Annotated in this window: 13 protein-coding genes; 4 read left to right on the plus strand and 9 right to left on the minus strand. The window is 61.8% G+C overall.

Annotated features, from left to right (window positions below):
* Positions 1 to 17: 17 nt before the first annotated feature.
* Positions 18 to 1,637 carry an MFS transporter gene (locus tag KSS95_RS03055; RefSeq protein ID WP_217851587.1) on the minus strand — a complete coding sequence of 540 codons (1,620 nt, stop codon included), beginning with the start codon at positions 1,635 to 1,637 and terminating at the stop codon, positions 18 to 20.
* 97 nt (positions 1,638 to 1,734) lie between these two features.
* Complete coding sequence (locus KSS95_RS03060) at positions 1,735 to 3,384, minus strand: GMC family oxidoreductase (protein ID WP_217851588.1); 1,650 nt, start codon at positions 3,382 to 3,384, stop codon at positions 1,735 to 1,737.
* A gap of 252 nt (positions 3,385 to 3,636) precedes the next feature.
* Here KSS95_RS03060 and KSS95_RS03065 point away from each other — a divergent pair, with 252 nt between their 5' ends.
* Positions 3,637 to 4,524 (plus strand): LysR family transcriptional regulator, encoded by an 888-nt coding sequence (locus tag KSS95_RS03065; RefSeq protein WP_217851590.1) that lies wholly within the window; start codon positions 3,637 to 3,639, stop codon positions 4,522 to 4,524.
* Here KSS95_RS03065 and KSS95_RS03070 read toward each other — a convergent pair.
* Genes KSS95_RS03070 through KSS95_RS03080 form a run of 3 tightly spaced genes read right to left on the minus strand, consistent with a single transcriptional unit; the run spans position 4,513 to position 7,534 of the window.
* Entirely contained in the window at positions 4,513 to 5,331 is an 819-nt protein-coding gene (locus tag KSS95_RS03070; protein WP_217851591.1) for a sulfite exporter TauE/SafE family protein, read from the minus strand. The genes KSS95_RS03065 and KSS95_RS03070 overlap by 12 nt on opposite strands.
* On the minus strand, positions 5,328 to 6,608 hold the full coding sequence (locus KSS95_RS03075) for an NAD(P)/FAD-dependent oxidoreductase (RefSeq protein WP_217851593.1): 1,281 nt from the start codon (positions 6,606 to 6,608) through the stop codon (positions 5,328 to 5,330). The genes KSS95_RS03070 and KSS95_RS03075 overlap by 4 nt, the downstream gene beginning before the upstream one ends.
* Before the next feature lie 41 nt (positions 6,609 to 6,649).
* Positions 6,650 to 7,534, minus strand: a complete 885-nt coding sequence (locus KSS95_RS03080; RefSeq protein ID WP_217851595.1) for an MBL fold metallo-hydrolase — start codon at positions 7,532 to 7,534, stop codon at positions 6,650 to 6,652.
* A gap of 247 nt (positions 7,535 to 7,781) precedes the next feature.
* Between KSS95_RS03080 and KSS95_RS03085 the strand changes: the two genes are divergently transcribed.
* On the plus strand, positions 7,782 to 9,080 hold the full coding sequence (locus KSS95_RS03085) for a sigma-54 interaction domain-containing protein (RefSeq protein ID WP_217851597.1): 1,299 nt from the start codon (positions 7,782 to 7,784) through the stop codon (positions 9,078 to 9,080).
* 103 nt (positions 9,081 to 9,183) lie between these two features.
* Positions 9,184 to 9,852, plus strand: coding sequence for a hypothetical protein (locus KSS95_RS03090; protein ID WP_217851599.1), 669 nt, complete (start codon positions 9,184 to 9,186; stop codon positions 9,850 to 9,852).
* Positions 9,853 to 9,935: 83 nt separating this feature from the next.
* Here the strand turns inward: KSS95_RS03090 and gyrB are convergent, their stop codons facing one another.
* From gyrB to dnaA, 4 genes are read right to left on the minus strand one after another with little or no spacing between them, the layout of a single operon-like run.
* Positions 9,936 to 12,356 (minus strand): DNA topoisomerase (ATP-hydrolyzing) subunit B, encoded by a 2,421-nt coding sequence (gene gyrB, locus KSS95_RS03095; RefSeq protein WP_217851601.1) that lies wholly within the window; start codon positions 12,354 to 12,356, stop codon positions 9,936 to 9,938.
* Between the two features lie 4 nt (positions 12,357 to 12,360).
* Complete coding sequence (recF, locus tag KSS95_RS03100; RefSeq protein ID WP_217851602.1) at positions 12,361 to 13,464, minus strand: DNA replication/repair protein RecF; 1,104 nt, start codon at positions 13,462 to 13,464, stop codon at positions 12,361 to 12,363.
* Between the two features lie 14 nt (positions 13,465 to 13,478).
* Complete coding sequence (gene dnaN, locus KSS95_RS03105; RefSeq protein WP_134689112.1) at positions 13,479 to 14,582, minus strand: DNA polymerase III subunit beta; 1,104 nt, start codon at positions 14,580 to 14,582, stop codon at positions 13,479 to 13,481.
* 40 nt (positions 14,583 to 14,622) lie between these two features.
* The gene (gene dnaA, locus KSS95_RS03110; protein WP_217851604.1) at positions 14,623 to 16,146 is read right to left on the minus strand and encodes a chromosomal replication initiator protein DnaA; all 1,524 of its coding nucleotides are present in this window, start codon (positions 16,144 to 16,146) and stop codon (positions 14,623 to 14,625) included.
* Positions 16,147 to 16,726: 580 nt separating this feature from the next.
* Between dnaA and rpmH the strand changes: the two genes are divergently transcribed.
* Positions 16,727 to 16,861 (plus strand): 50S ribosomal protein L34, encoded by a 135-nt coding sequence (rpmH, locus tag KSS95_RS03115; protein ID WP_003253163.1) that lies wholly within the window; start codon positions 16,727 to 16,729, stop codon positions 16,859 to 16,861.
* The last annotated feature ends 12 nt before the right edge of the window (positions 16,862 to 16,873 follow it).

Here is a 16,873-nt window from a genome sequence, read left to right on the forward strand (position 1 = left end):
AAAACCCCAGCGCCACCTCACACCTTGTCGATATCCACATCCTTGGTCTCTTTCAGGCAGAAGATCCCCACCACCAGGCTCACCCCGGTGATCAGCACCGGGTACCACAGGCCGTAGAAGATATCCCCGGTGTACACCACCAGCGCGAACGATACCGTCGGCAGGAAGCCGCCGAACCAGCCATTGCCGATATGGTAGGGCAGGGACATCGAGGTGTAGCGAATGCGCGTGGGGAACAGCTCGACCATCACCGCCGCCAGTGGCCCGTAGGTCATGGTGGCGATCAGGATCATGGCGACGATCAGCACCACCACCATCACCTGGTTGACGTGGGCCGGGTCAGCCTTGGCCGGGTAGCCGGCGGCATCGATGGCACTGCGCATGGCTGCTTCGTCGAAGCCACTGATGGTCTTGTCGCCAATGCTCACGCTGACCCCACTGCCGGCAGTCTCCACCGAACTGTAGGGCAGGCCCTGCTTGACCAGGAACGTCTTGACCTTGTCGCAGGGGCTGTCGAAACGCGCCTTGCCCACCGGGTCGAACTGGAAGGTGCAGCCTTGCGGGTCGGCGCTGACCACGATCGGTGCCTGGCGGCTGGCCGCGTCGATCTGCGGGTTGGCGTAGTGGCTCAGGGCCTTGAACATCGGGAAGTAGCACACCGTCGCCAGCAACAGGCCGACCATCAGGATTGGCTTGCGCCCGATGCGGTCCGACAGCCAGCCGAAGAACACGAAGAACGGCGCGCCGATCACCACGCTGATGATCAGCAGGGTATTGGCCTGGGCCGGGTCCATCTTGAGCATCTGGGTCATGAAGAACAGCACGTAGAACTGCGCGGTGTAGAAGGTCACCGCCTGCCCGGCATTGATGCTGAACAACGCCGTGAGCACCACCTTGAGGTTCGGCCAGGAGGTGAAGGACTCGCGGATCGGCGACTTGCTCACCTTGCCCTGGGCCTTCATTTTCACGAAGGCCGGCGACTCGTGCATGCTCATGCGGATCCAGGTGGAAATCGCCAGCAGGAAGATCGAAAGCAGGAACGGCAGGCGCCAGCCCCAGGTCTCGAACTGATCGCCGCTGATGTAACGGCTGGCGAGCACCACGGTCAGCGACAACAGCAGGCCCAGAGTGGCGGTGGACTGGATGAAACCGGTGTGGAAACCGCGCTTGCCAGGTGGCGCGTGCTCGGCCACATAGGTGGCGGCGCCGCCGTATTCACCGCCCAGGGCCAGGCCCTGGAGCATGCGCAGCACCACGAGGATGATCGGCGCGGCGATACCGATGCTGGCGTAGGTGGGCAGCAGGCCGACCGCGAAGGTCGACAGGCCCATCAGCACGATGGTCACCAGGAAGGTGTACTTGCGCCCGATCATGTCACCCAGCCGGCCGAACACCAGCGCGCCGAACGGGCGCACCAGGAAGCCGGCGGCGAAGGCCATCAGGGCGAAGATGAAGGCGGTGGTGTCGTTGACCCCAGCGAAGAACTGCTTGCTGATGACCGCAGCCAGCGCGCCATAGAGAAAAAAGTCATACCACTCGAATACCGTCCCGAGGGATGACGCGAAAATGATCTTGCGTTCCTCACGGCGGCTGTCGCGGGTGACCGCCGCACCTTGCTCCTGGATGTAGTCCGACATCGTTGCTGTCCTCGGCCCGTGGGCCACAGTGATTATTCTTGTTGTTCCACTGTCGGCGACCTCTGAGCGCGGGTCGCCGGTGTTGCAAACACCCGGGTCAGGGCGTCGGTATCGCGTTGCTGTCGCTGAGGTGGGTCTGTGTATGCGCTCCCTTGAGGATCAGTTGCGCCGCCTTCTCGGCGATCATCAACGTGGGTGAACAGGTATTGCCGGAGACGATCTGCGGCATGATCGAGGCGTCGGCCACGCGCAGCCCAGGGATGCCATGCACACGCAGCTGGCTGTCCACCACGTCGAGGGCGCCACTGCCCATGCGGCAGGTGCCCACCGGATGGAAGATGGTGGTACCGATCTGCCCGGCGGCCTGGTGCAGGTCTGCTTCGCTGTGCAGGGCTGAGCCGGGCAGGTATTCACGCGGGTCGAACGCAGCCAGGGCCGGCGCCTGGACGATGCGCCGGGTGAGGCGGATGGCATCGGCGGCGACGCGCAGGTCCTCGGGGTCGCTGAGGTAGTTGGGGTCGATCAACGGCGCGGCGGCCATGTCCGCCGAGCGGATATCGATACGACCGCGGCTGGCCGGACGCAGGTTGCATACCGAGGCCGTGAAGGCCGGGAAGCGATGCAGCGGCTCGCCGAAGCGCTCCAGCGACAACGGCTGCACGTGGTACTGCAGGTTGGCGGTGGCCTGTTCCGAGCCTGAACGCACAAACGCGCCCAACTGGCTCGGCGCCATGGCCAGCGGGCCGCTGCGGTCGAAGGCGTAGCGCAGGCCCATGCCCAGTTTGCCCCACAGGCTGTTGGCCATCTGGTTGAGCGTGCGGGTGTTCTGGATCTGGTAGATCAGCCGCAGTTGCAGGTGGTCCTGCAGATTGCCACCCACGCCAGGCATGTCGTGACGCACCGCAATGCCCAGGCCTTCCAGCAACTTGCGCGAGCCAATGCCGGAGCGTTGCAGGATACCGGGCGAACCCACGGCGCCTGCGCACAGGATGATCTCGCGGCGGGCGCCAAACTCATGCCACGCGCCTTGCCAGCGTGCCTTCACGGCACGGGCCCGGGTGTTGCTGAGCAGCACCTGGTCGACCTGCACGCCGGTCAGCACGGTCAAGTTGGGGCGCTGGCGGATAGGCCGCAGGAATGCCTTGGCCGAGTTCCAGCGCACACCGCTGCGCTGGTTGACCTGAAAGTATCCACACCCTGCGTTGTCGCCGGTGTTGAAGTCGGCGACCTTGGCGATGCCGCTCTGCTCGGCGGCATCGCGGAACGCATCGAGGATCGGCCAACTGTAGCGCTGCTGCTCGACCCGCCATTCGCCATCGGCGCCGTGACTGTCGCTGGCGCCGGCAAAGTGGTTTTCGCAGGCCTTGAACAGCGGTAGTACATCTTTCCAGGCCCAGCCGTCGTTGCCTTGCTCGGCCCAGCGATCATAGTCGGCGGCCTGGCCACGCATGTAGATCATGCCGTTGATCGATGAGCAGCCGCCCAGCACCTTGCCCCGCGGATAACCCAGGGCACGCCCGTTCAGGCCTGGCTGGGCCTCGGTCTTGAAGCACCAGTCGGTGCGTGGGTTGCCGATGCAGTAGAGGTAACCGACCGGGACGTGAATCCACGGGTAGTTGTCGCGGCCACCGGCCTCGAGCAGCAGGACGCGGCAGGCAGGGTCGGCGGACAAGCGGTTGGCCAGCAGGCATCCGGCGGGACCGGCACCCACGACCACGTAGTCGTAGACAGAATCGGCTGATGGCATGTGCAACCTCGCGCCTGATTATTATTCTTGTCCCGCCCCATCTTATTGATTAATTTCGCCGAGGAAACACGAGATTTCGCGCAGCCGTTGTGCGTTTTAGCACAGCGCCGGAGTAAGGATCGGCGCAAATTCTGTAGGAGCGGCTTCAGCCGCGATGCAGCCTTCGCGGTGCTTGGCATCCGCTTCGCGGATGATCGCGGCTAAAGCCGCTCCTACAGTGAATCGAGGCCAATGAACAGCCAAGGGATCAGTATGTTCGACTGGAACGATCTGCGGTTTTTCCTCGAGTTGCAGCGCAGCGGTCGTCTGCTGACCGCTGCCAAGCGCCTCAACACCACCCACAGCACCGTGGCCCGGCATATCGAGAGCATCGAGAAGCACCTGGGCACCGCGCTGTTCGTCCAGCATGCCCAAGGCTACGAACTCACCCCCTCCGGCCAGGCCCTGCTCAAGCATGCCGAGGCCATGGAGAATACCGCGCTGCTGGCGCAGGAAGAGATCACCCAGGCCATCACCCCGCTGGGCAAGATCCGCCTGGGGGTCACCGAGGGCATCGGCATCATGTTCTTCACCCCGCGCATGAAGTCGCTGTTCCAACGCTACCCGGGGCTGGAGGTGGAGCTGGTGGCCGTGCCGCGTTTCGTCAGCATCCTCAATCGCGAAGCCGAGATCAGCATTCACCTGGAACGCCCCAACGCCGACCTGCTGATCACCCGCAAGCTCACCGACTATCGCCTGGCCCTGTACGCCAGCCAGGACTACCTGGACCGCGCACCAGCACTGCACAGCCGCGAGGATCTGGCCCGGCACAGCTGGATCGGCTATGTCGACGACCTGCTGTTCAGCCAGGAGCTGCTATTGCTCAACAGTTTTTGCCGGGCGCCCAACGTGGTGTTTCGCAGCACCAGCGTGATCGCCCAGCAGCAAGCCGCCCAGGCCGGGCTGGGTATCGCCGTGCTGCCCAACTACATGGCCGGGCACGACCCGAAGCTGGTGCGCGTGCTGCCCAGCGAAACCATCCAGCGCAGCTACTGGATCTGCACCCGCCGCGAACTGCACAAGTCGGTACGCCTGCGGGTGGTCTGGGACTACCTGCTGGCGCTGTGCGCCGCCGAGCAGGCTGCACTGCTAGCCGAGTAGCGCCTTGCTGGCCAGCAACACGGCAGCGCAGCAACCCGCAACCGCGAACAGCTGCTGCAGCCGTGGACCGGCCAGCTTGCTGGCCAAGGGCCTGGCCAGCAACAGGCCGAGCACCGCGCCCACGGCGAACGGCGCGCCGACCCACCAGTGCATGACCCCGGCCACGCTGGCGCTGACCACACTGCCGGTGGACACCAGGGCGATCACAGCCAGCGAAGTGGCGACGATGCTTTTCATGTCCAGGTTGGTATAGCGGTTCAAGGCCGGGATGATGACGAAGCCACCCCCCACGCCCAGCAACCCCGACAACAACCCCGAGAGCATCCCGGTGAATGCCAGCGCCCGAGCGCAGGGCAGGGTCCAGCGCAGGCGCCCCTGCAACGGGTTGAGCACGCAGGGCATGATCTGCCGCTCGCCACAGGGCGACTGCCCACGCAACTCGCGTGCGGCCTTGCGCCAGATACGCCGGCAGGCATAGACCAGCACAGCGGCGAAAACCAGCGCCAACGGTGTGTTGGGTAACTGGTGCGCCAACATCAGCCCAAGCGGCGCACAGGCGATGCCGATCAGCGCGATGAACAGTGCCGCCCGATAGCGCACCAAGCCTTGGCGCAGGCCGAGCAAAGCACCGACCGCAGCCGCCAGGCCCACGGCCAGCAAACCGATCGGCGCTGCCTCGACCATGCTCAGGCCAAGCCCGAACACCAGCAGCGGCACGGCGAGGATTCCACCGCCGGCACCGGTCAACGCCAGTACCGCGCCAATGATCGCCCCGAGACCGGCGCCCAGCAGTTGCTGTTCGATCACTGCGACGCCTCGACCAGCAAGGGTTGTGGCTTGGCCAACCATTCCCGGCCCTTGAGCATGGCCTGCCAGTACAGCGGTGGCAGGATCTGCGCCTTGAGCAACCAGGCCAGGCGGGTGGGCTTGCGGCCATCGAGCAACCAACGCGGGAAGCTCGGCGCGACCTTGCCGCCGTAGGTGAACTCGGCCAGGACGATCTTGCCGCGCTCCACGGTCAACGGACAGGAGCCGTAGCCATCGTACTGGGCCAAGGTCGACAGGCGGCCGAGCGCCACCAGCACATTGTTGGCCACCACTGGTGCCTGCTTGCGCGCCGCGGCGGCGGTCTTGGCATTGCTGGTATTGGCCACGTCGCCCAGCGCGTGGACATTGCCGAACTGGCGGTGGCGCAGGGTATGCGGGTCGACGTCCACCCAGCCGGCGGCATCGGCCAGTGGGCTGTGGCGGATGAAATCCGGCGCGACCTGTGGCGGTACCACGTGCAGCATGTCGAAGGTTTCGACGCGGGTCTCGCTGCTGCCGTCGGGGAGGGTACGGGTGAACGTGGCGCGCTTGTTCGGACCATCCACCGCCGTCAGGCGATGCTGGTAGTTCAGGTCCACGCCGTACTTGTCGATGTAGCTCATCAGCGCCGGCACATAGTCGGGCACCCCGAACAGCACGGCACCGGCATTGAAGAAGCTGGCGCGCACGTTACCGAGATGGCCGTGGCGCAGCCAGTGGTCGCAGGACAGGTACAACGCCTTCTGCGGCGCGCCGGCGCATTTGATCGGCATCGGCGGCTGGGTGAACAGGGCCCGGCCTTGCTTGAGGTTCTGTACCAGTTGCCAGGTATAGGGCGCCAGGTCGTAACGATAGTTGGAGGTGACGCCGTTGCGCCCGAGGGTTTCGCCCAGGCCTTCGATAGCCTGCCAATCCAGCTTCAACCCTGGGCAGACCACCAGTTGTTCATAGCTGACGGCGCGGCCATCGTCGAGGATGACCAATTGCCCTTGCGGGTCGAAGCCCTCGACCCGCGCCTTGATCCAGCGCACGCCGCGGGGCAGGGTGGCAGCCATGGTGTGGGCGGTGCTCGGTGCCTTGAACACGCCGGCACCGACCATGGTCCAGCCGGGTTGGTAGTAGTGCACCTCGGCAGGATCGATCAGGGCGATATCCAGCGACGGGTCGCGGGCTATCAGGCTCGAGGCGGTGGCGATACCAGCGGCACCGGCGCCGACAATCACCACCTTATGGTGGTCGGCACGGGAGGTATCGGTAGGGGGCAGCAGGGCAGGCATGGCAAGTGTTCCTTTGAATCTCGTTATGGGTGCAGCGTGGCTTACAACTTGTTCAGTGGAATTTTCAGGTAGCTCACGCCGTTCGCTTCTGGCTCGGGGAACTGTCCGCTGCGCATGTTGATCTGCACCGAGGGCAGGATCAGCACGGGCATGTCGAGGGTCTTGTCGCGGGCTTCGCGCATCTCGACGAAGCTGTCTTCGTTGACGCCTTCATGGATATGGATGTTGTCGGCGCGCTGCTCGGCCACGGTGGTCATGAACCGCAGCTCGCGGCCACCGGGCAAGTAGTCGTGGCACATGAACAGCCGGGTCTGGTCGGGGAAGGCCAGCAAGCGACGAATCGAGCGGTACAGGGTTCTCGCGCTGGCGCCGGGGAAGTCGCAGCGCGCGGTACCGTAGTCAGGGGTGAACAGCGTGTCGCCGACAAATACGGCAATCTCGCCTGCATCCTCGACCATGTAGCTCATGCATGCCGGGGTATGCCCAGGGGTATGCAGGGCACGGGCATGCAGGTTGCCGATGCGGAAGCCTTCTTCATCAACGAGCAGTACATCGAACTGGCTGCCATCCCGGGCAAAGCCGGGCTCGGCATTGAACAAGGTGCCGAAGACTTTCTGCACCTGGGTGATCTGCGCGCCGATGGCGATGCTGCCCCCCAGCTTTTCCTTGAGATAGGCCGCTGCGGACAGGTGGTCGGCGTGCACATGGGTATCCAGAATCCATTGCACCTTGGCGCCCAGCGCCTCGACCCGGGCGATCAGCTTGTCTGCCGAATCGGTGCAGGTGCGCCCAGACTTGGGGTCGTAGTCCAGCACGCTGTCGATCAGCGCGCACTGGCGCGTCTCGCCATCCATGACCAGGTAGCTGATGGTCCAGGTCGCTTTGTCGAAGAACGCTTCAACGTGAAGGTTGTTGCCGATGATCATTGCACTCTCCAGTTATCCACCAGGCCTCCTTGAAGGCATAGGCAGTGCAGGGTGCTTTATCAAGATACATGCCAGCCTTTCAGATAAGACGCCGTCCCCTTGCAGAAGCGGCCTCGTGCCGCGATGGGCTGCGCAGCAGCCCCATCCCAGCCAACCAAAGGTGACAGTTCCTGGCAGTCGACTGTCAGCCAATGGCAGTGTTTGGCAGTCCTTGCTACCCTCGCCAGGTCCTTCATCTGGTGCTGTCATGCTAGCCGCTTCCCATCCCGCGATCCTCGCGCTGGTGTCCTATCTCGAACACGATGTGCTGCCCAGCATCGTGCTCGATACCGACTACAACATCCTTGCCGCCAATGCCGCCTATCGTCGTCAGTTCGGCAGCGAGACGCATGCGCCGATCGGCGAGAAATGCCATCGGGTCTCGCACCACTATGCCGTGCCCTGCGACCAGGCCGGAGAGCATTGCCCGCTGCGCAAGTCGCTGGACAGCAAGGTGCCAGAGCGCGTGTTGCACATCCATCACACTCCGCGAGGGCCGGAACATGTGGATGTGGAACTGCGCCCGATCCTCGATGACCAGGGCAGGGTAGTGGCCTTCGTCGAGCGCCTGACCAGCGTCACCCTGGCATCGGCACAACCTCAACAACAAGGGCTGGTTGGCCGGGCGCCTGCCTTCAAGACCGCCGTGGCCAGTTTGCAGCGCGCAGCCCCTGCGCAGATTCCAGTGTTGCTCCAGGGCGAGTCGGGCACGGGCAAGGAGCTGTTTGCCCGCGCCTTGCACCTGGGCAGCCCACGAGCCAATGGCCCCCTGGTGGTGGTGGACTGCACCGGGCTGACCGAGTCGTTGTTCGAGAGTGAACTGTTCGGCTACGAGAAGGGCGCCTTCACCGGCGCAACTCAACGCAAGATCGGCCTGGCCGAAGCCGCTCACGGTGGCACCTTGTTCCTCGATGAGATCGGTGAGGTGCCGCTGGCCATGCAGGTGAAACTGCTGCGCCTGATCGAGTCCGGCAGCTTCCGCCCGGTCGGCAGCACGCGCACGGTCCATTCGGACTTTCGCCTGGTCTCGGCCACGCACAAGCCATTGAAAGAGATGGCTGCCGAAGGGACGTTTCGCGAAGACCTGTATTACCGCATCAGCGGATTCCCGATTCGCCTGCCGTCACTACGTGAGCGAGGCGAGGATTTACCGTTGCTCTGTGAGAGCCTGCTGCAACGCCTGGCCGGCAAGCATGCGCCCAAGGTTACCGCCGAAGCGCTCGAGTGCCTCAACCTGCATACCTTCCCAGGCAACATTCGCGAGCTCAGGAACATCCTGGAGCGGGCCAGGCTGTTTGCCGATGATGGTTTCATTCGCCCGGAGCATCTTACCGAGGACATCCATCCAGTGGCAGATCAGAGCCATTTCGGCCGTCGCGGACGCAATGAAATGGCCGAACTGGCGCATGCCTTGGAGACCTTCAAAGGCTCACGTAACGAGCTGGCGGCACATCTGGGCATGAGTGAGCGAACTCTCTATCGCCGTCTCAAATCACTAGGGCTTTGAGCGTTCCACGTGGAACACTCAACGAGACACTGCTGAATAGTATTGTTTTGATATCACCACTCAAGGAAGATTGCGAGCTTTGCCCTGGCTCACGGAGAGAGCGTTGAAAAAGATCATCGGCTTGGCCTTAATTACTGCAGCCCTGCAGGGCTGCAGCTTCTATGAAAAAACCAACATTCGAAACGAGGCCGAGACGGCCAAGTACGACCCCGCTACCATGGCTCGCATTCGCGCTTTTACGTCTCCGGAAATCACCGGGTACTATCAGGCCAATGCAACCTGTGAACAGTTTCGCCCCCTCCAAACCAAGGAAGGCAATCCGCTCACTGTAACGTTCAAAGATCGAACCTCTACCAAGCAGTACATGCTTTGGAGGAGGGTCGATCTGTTGGGAATGGTCGAAGAAGACTACATCAACCGCACCATCGGTATTCCCGCTTCGACAACGACAGAAGAGCTGAAGAACGACCGGGTAGGTTACAACGAGCATGTGATCCCGGCAGGCAAACCTGTCGTCCTGAGCTTGGGTTACCACGCTGTCTCTGATCAGGGAAAAGCCTGGTGCTACCCAAAACCTGTCTACCTGGTACCACAAGCGGGGAAGGACTATGAGGTCAGGTACATCACCGAAAAGGAAAGCTTCATGTCCTCGTCCTGCAAAGTCTCAGTCAGCGAGCTGACTGGCAATGCTCCGGTCAAGACGCCGCAGCCTGTGAGAATCGGAGTCTGTGTGCCGGACAAAGGCTACCTCTATAAATCCGTAGAGCCGTGAGGTAACAGCCGATCACCGTCAGACGGGCAAAAAAAAGCCAATACTCACGTATTGGCTTTTTCTTTTGCGTACCGCCCGAGTGATCAGAAGTCCAGGTTGGACACCGACAACGCGTTGCTTTCAATGAAGTCGCGACGCGGCTCAACCGCATCACCCATCAGGGTGTTGAACAACTGGTCAGCGGCAATGGCGTCTTCGATGGTCACCTTGAGCATGCGGCGCACGGTCGGGTCCATGGTGGTTTCCCACAGCTGGTCCGGGTTCATCTCACCCAGCCCTTTATAGCGCTGGATGGTGTGACGCTTGGTGCTCTCGTTCATCAGCCAGTCCAGGCCTTCCTTGAACTCGGTAACCGCCTTGCGACGTTCACCACGCTGCACGTAGGCGCCTTCGCCCAGCAGGGTGCCGAGCTTGGCACCGAGAACGACCACAGAACGGTAATCGTTGCTGCCGAAGAACTCACGGTTGAAGGTGACGTAGCTGGCCAGGCCATGGGAGGTGATTTCCACTTCCGGCAGCCAGATATTGCGCTCCTTGTCTTCGCGCAGGCGGGTCACGTAGCTCAGGCCAGACTTCTGGCTGTTGTTCAGGCGCTCCTGGAACTTGCCCAGCCAGGCTTGCATGTCCGCCTGGTTGGCCAGTTGCTCCTGGGTGACTTCCGGCAGGTAGATGAAGTGCTCGGTCAGCTCCTGCGGGTACAGGCGCGACAGGCGTTTTAGCGTCTTCATCACGCTGCGGAACTCGTTGACCAATGCCTCGAGCTGAACGCCGGATACCGCGGGTGCCGACTCGTCCAGGTGCAGGCTGGCATCCTCCAGGGCCGACTGGGTCATGTATTCTTCCATGGCCTCGTCGTCCTTGATGTACTGCTCCTGCTTGCCTTTCTTCACCTTGTACAGCGGTGGCTGGGCGATATAGATGTAGCCACGCTCGACCAGCTCTGGCAACTGACGGAAGAAGAAGGTCAGCAGCAGGGTACGGATGTGCGAACCGTCGACGTCAGCATCGGTCATGATGATGATGTTGTGATAACGCAGCTTGTCGATGTTGTACTCTTCGCGGCCGATGCCACAGCCCAGGGCGGTGATCAAGGTGCCGACCTCCTGGGAGGAGATCATCTTGTCGAAGCGTGCCTTCTCGACGTTGAGGATCTTGCCCTTCAGCGGCAGGATCGCCTGGGTGCGACGGTTACGGCCTTGCTTGGCCGAACCACCCGCGGAGTCACCCTCCACCAGGTACAGTTCGGAAAGAGCAGGGTCCTTCTCCTGGCAGTCGGCCAGCTTGCCCGGCAGGCCGGCAATGTCCAGCGCGCCTTTGCGGCGGGTCATCTCACGGGCCTTGCGCGCGGCTTCACGGGCACGAGCGGCATCGATCATCTTGCCGACCACGGCCTTGGCTTCGTTGGGGTTTTCCAACAGGAAGTCGGCGAAGTACTTGTTCATCTCCTGCTCCACGGCGGTCTTCACCTCCGAGGAAACCAGCTTGTCCTTGGTCTGCGAACTGAACTTCGGATCCGGCACCTTGACCGAAATGATCGCGGTCAGGCCTTCGCGGGCGTCGTCACCGGTGGTGGCAACCTTGTTCTTCTTGGCCAGGCCTTCCTGCTCGATGTAGCTGTTAAGGCTACGGGTCAGCGAGGAACGGAAGCCGACCAGGTGGGTACCACCGTCGCGCTGCGGAATGTTGTTGGTGAAGCACAGCAGGTTTTCGTTGAAGCTGTCGTTCCACTGCAGAGCAACTTCAACACCCACGCCATCGTCACGCTGGACATTGAAGTGGAAGACCTGGGAGTTGACCGGGGTCTTGTTGGTGTTGAGGTATTCGACGAATGCGCGCAGGCCACCTTCGTAACGGAAGAACTCTTCCTTGCCGGAGCGCTCGTCCTTCAACAGGATGCCGACGCCGGAGTTCAGGAACGACAGCTCGCGAATACGCTTGGCGAGGATGTCCCAGCTGAAGTGAATATTCTTGAAGGTCTCGGCCGAAGGCTTGAAGTGGATGTGGGTACCGGTGGTTTCGCTATCGCCCACCACCGCCATTGGCGCTTGTGGCACACCGTGCACGTAGGTCTGTTCCCAGATCTTGCCGCTACGGCGAACGGTGAGCACCAGTTTTTCGGACAGGGCGTTCACCACCGACACACCTACACCGTGCAGACCGCCGGATACCTTATAGGAGTTGTCGTCAAACTTACCGCCGGCGTGCAGTACGGTCATGATGACCTCGGCTGCGGAAACGCCTTCTTCTTTATGCACGTCGACCGGAATACCGCGGCCGTTGTCACGGACGCTGATGGATTCGTCCGGGTGAATGATGACGGTGATGTCATCGCAGTGCCCGGCCAGGGCTTCGTCGATCGAGTTGTCGACCACCTCGAACACCATGTGGTGCAGGCCGCTGCCGTCATCGGTGTCGCCAATGTACATGCCGGGACGTTTGCGTACGGCATCCAGCCCTTTCAGCACCTTGATGCTGGAGGAGTCGTACGTTTGATTTTCGCTCATGCCTTCACTCCCGATGGTCGTGGGTCTGGGTGATACGGCCTTGTTCCACGTGGAACAAGGCGACTGGCGTTTCCGTCTGCCAGCCTTCCCTCAGAAATTCGTGGTCTACACAGGTGATGAACACCTGGCAGTTCAATTCTTCAAGCAAGCGGCACAGGGCACGGCGATGCTGCTCGTCCAGTTCGGACGGCAAGTCATCCACCAGATAAATACACTGGCCGCGGCGAACCTGGCTGACCAGATGCCCTTGGGCAATTCGCAGGGCACACACCACCAGCTTTTGCTGGCCCCGCGAGAGAATGTCAGCCGCGTTGTTCGCGCCCAATCGCAGGCGTAGATCAGCGCGCTGGGGACCGGCCTGGGTATGGCCCATCTGCTGATCGCGAAGCAGGGAGGTGGCGAGGACTTCGTTGAGTTCCCGGTCCTTGTCCCAGCCGCGGTAGTAGCTCAGGGTCAGCCCGTCCAGTTCGACCAGCTCGCTCAGGGTCTGCTCGAAGACGGGCTTCAAGGCCTTGATGTAGTTGCGACGGTATTCATCTATTTCCGCACTGGCGAGGCAAAGCTCCCGATCCCAGGCGGCTTGCGAAACGGCGTCCAGTGTACCATGCCGCAGCCATGAGTTCCGCTGCCGCAGGGCCTTCTGCAGGCGCTGCCAAGTGGCCATGAAGCGCGGTTCCACGTGGAACACACCCCAATCGAGGAACTGGCGACGCACCTTCGGCGCGCCTTCAAGCAACCTGAAACTGTCCGGGTTGATCAGTTGCAGTGGCAGCATTTCGGCCAGTTGTGCGGCACTGCGCGCATTCTGTCCGTCAATGCGAATGGTGAACTCACCTTGCCGCTCCCGCGAAACCCCAAGGTTGCTGGTGCCACCCTCGGCCAGTTCAACCTGGCCGAACACTGTGCAGGTCGGTTGCTCGTACTGGATGACCGGGTTCAACCGGGTACTGCGGAACGAGCGCGCCAGCCCAAGCAGGTGCACGGCTTCGAGCACGCTGGTCTTGCCACTGCCGTTGGCGCCGTAAAGGATGTTGATGCGGGGGGAGGGTGAGAGGGTCACCGGGTGCAGGTTGCGCACCGCGGTGACCGAAAGACGTCGAAGGGACATGTCGCCTGCTTAGGTTACAGACGCATCGGCATGACAACGTAGGACGAGTCGTCATTGCCCGCTTCCTGCAGCAAGGCGCTGCTGTTGGAGTCAGACAGAATCAGGCGAACCTGTTCGGTGGTCATGACACCCAGCACGTCCAGCAGGTAGCTGACGTTGAAACCGATCTCCAGCGAGCTGCCGTTGTAGTCGACGCTGATCTCTTCTTCCGCTTCTTCCTGTTCCGGGTTGTTGGCCTGGATCTTCAGCTGGCCGGCGGCCAGTTGCAGGCGAATACCACGGTACTTCTCGTTGGACAGGATCGCGGTACGGCTGAACGCTTCGCGCAGGGCCTGGCGATCACCGATGACCAGCTTGTCACCGCCCTTGGGCAGGACGCGCTCGTAGTCTGGGAACTTGCCATCGACCAGCTTGGAGGTGAAGGTGAATTCACCGGTGGTGGCGCGGATGTGGTGCTGGCCCAGGACAATGCTGACCATGCCTTCCGGATCGGTGAGCAGACGCGCCAGTTCGAGGATACCCTTGCGTGGCACGATGACCTGGTGACGATCAGCCTGGCCAATCGGCGCCTGCATGGCACACAGGGCCAGACGGTGACCGTCGGTGGCAACGGCGCGCAGGGTGTCGGTGGACACCTCCAGCAGCATGCCGTTGAGGTAGTAACGCACGTCCTGCTGGGCCATGGCGAAGCTGGTGCGTTCGATGAGGCGACGCAGCTTGCTCTGTTCCAGGTTGCAGGTCAGCGAGCCCGGGCCTTCTTCCACGGTGGGGAAATCATTGGCCGGCAGGGTCGACAGGGTGAAACGGCTGCGACCGGCCTTGACCAGCAGCTTCTGCTCGTCGACCTTGATGTCGATCAGCACGTCGCTGGGCAGGCTCTTGCAGATGTCCATCAGCTTGCGCGCCGGGACGGTGATCTCGCCTGGCTCCGCAGGCTCTTCCAGCTGGACGCGGCCAACCAGTTCGACTTCCAGGTCGGTACCGGTCAACGACAGTTGCTGGCCTTGCACGACCAGCAGCACGTTGGACAGTACCGGCAAGGTCTGGCGGCGCTCGACGACGCCGGCGACCAGTTGCAGGGGTTTCAACAGGGCTTCGCGTTGAATGGTGAAATGCATGGTCTAGTCCCTTGCCTTCAATAAGCTGCGCAGACGGCCATCAGGTCGTCAGCGTACGCAGCAGGTTCTTGTAGTCCTCGCGGATGTCCGCGTCGGATTCCTTCAATTCATTGATCTTGCGGCAGGCGTGCAGCACGGTGGTGTGGTCGCGGCCGCCAAACATGTCGCCGATTTCCGGCAAGCTGTGGTTGGTCAGCTCCTTGGACAACGCCATGGCCACCTGGCGCGGGCGCGCCACCGAGCGCGAACGGCGCTTGGACAGCAGATCGGCGATCTTGATCTTGTAGTACTCGGCCACAGTGCGCTGGATGTTATCCACACTGACCAGTTTGTCTTGCAGCGCCAGCAAGTCCTTGAGCGACTCGCGGATCAGCTCGATGGTGATGTCGCGGCCCATGAAGTGCGAATGGGCGATCACCCGCTTCAGGGCGCCTTCCAGTTCACGCACGTTGGAGCGGATGCGCTGGGCAATGAAGAACGCGGCATCGTGCGGCAGCTCGACCTTGGCCTGGTCGGCCTTCTTCATCAAGATCGCCACGCGGGTTTCCAGCTCGGGCGGCTCGACTGCCACGGTCAGGCCCCAACCGAAGCGCGACTTCAGGCGTTCCTCCAGGCCTTCGATTTCCTTCGGATAGCGGTCACTGGTGAGAATCACCTGTTGGCCGCCTTCGAGCAGGGCGTTGAAGGTGTGGAAAAATTCCTCCTGGGAACGCTCCTTGCGGGCGAAGAACTGGATATCGTCGATCAGCAGCGCATCGACCGAACGGTAGAAGCGCTTGAACTCGTTGATGGCGTTTAGCTGCAAGGCTTTGACCATGTCAGCGACGAAGCGCTCCGAGTGCAGGTACACCACCTTGGCGTTGGGGTTCTTCTTCAGCAGGTGGTTACCCACAGCGTGCATCAAGTGGGTCTTACCCAGACCGACCCCGCCATAAAGGAACAGCGGGTTGTAGCCATGCTTGGGGTTGTCGGCCACCTGCCAGGCGGCGGCGCGGGCCAGCTGGTTGGACTTACCCTCGACGAAGGTTTCGAAGGTGAAGGTGCGGTTCAGGTAGCTGGTGTGCTTGAGCGCGCCCTCGACCTGCACCGTGCGCTGCTCGCTGCGCCCGCCGGTGGTCGGCGTTGGCGCAGGTTCGGCCATGCTGTCGAAACTGTCGCGAGAGGTCGGTTCTTCGACGGCCTCGGCTACCAGCGCCGGCTCGGCCACCGGCGCGCTGACCGGCTCGACCGGGCGCGCGACCTGGGCGCTCTGCTGCGCCTGTTGCGCGGCAACCGCGGCGCTGACCGGGGCATTGGGTGCGGCACGTGCCGCCGAGCTGCGGCGGCTGCCTATTAATAAGGAAAGGGCGGGGGCAATACCGCTGCCTTGTTCGCCGAGCAGCTCAAGCAAACGGCCAAGGTACTTTTCATTGACCCAATCGAGAACGAAGCGGTTGGGCGCATAGACGCGCAACTCGTCGCCTTCGGCTTCGACCTGTAGCGGACGGATCCAGGTGTTGAATTGCTGGGCAGGCAGTTCATCGCGCAGAAGCTCCACGCACTGCTGCCAAAGTTCCACTGACACGGATATCCCCTGAGTTGAAAGCCGGATGAGGCAAAAACAAACCGCCATTGTACCGGGCACAGGGTTACTTATCCACACGTGGCGACGGCCACAGGCAGGGTAAAGACGCCAAAATCAGACGGGAATACCGTTTCAGCGTGTGAATAAGCTCTGTGGATAAACGCACCTGAGGGCTATGCACAACCCTGAGTTCAACCCTGTGGATAAATCACCTGTGGATAAACAGCCTTTTGCTGCACAGGTTGTACCCATGCCCAGCACAGTCAAAGCACCCGTTACCGACAAGGTTGTGAAACGCTGTACATAGCATGGATATTGGGCTTAGAACGGTTATCCACAGAAGGTTATCCACCTAAACTCTTTAAGATCTTCAGAAAAGCTTTTTATATGCCTCTTTGTTTTTTTCAGTAACCGGTGTGTTCCGGTGATCCAGTGCCCACTGCACGGTATTGGCCCATTCGACCTTCCATAAGGAAAGGCTGGTTGGAAATTGACCTATTGCCTTGCTTTCTCTAGAATCGCCGATCTCTTAAAAAGGGGGCCCTTCCGGCCCGTTGTCGACCAACCCAGGTAACACGCCATGAAACGTACTTTCCAACCAAGCACCATCAAGCGCGCCCGCACCCACGGTTTCCGTGCCCGTATGGCTACCAAGAACGGCCGCGCCGTACTGTCGCGTCGTCGTGCCAAAGGCCGTAAGCGTCTGGCCATTTGATTTTCCGGCACA

Source organism: Pseudomonas muyukensis (assembly GCF_019139535.1).
GTDB classification, from domain to species: Bacteria; Pseudomonadota; Gammaproteobacteria; order Pseudomonadales; family Pseudomonadaceae; genus Aquipseudomonas; species Aquipseudomonas muyukensis.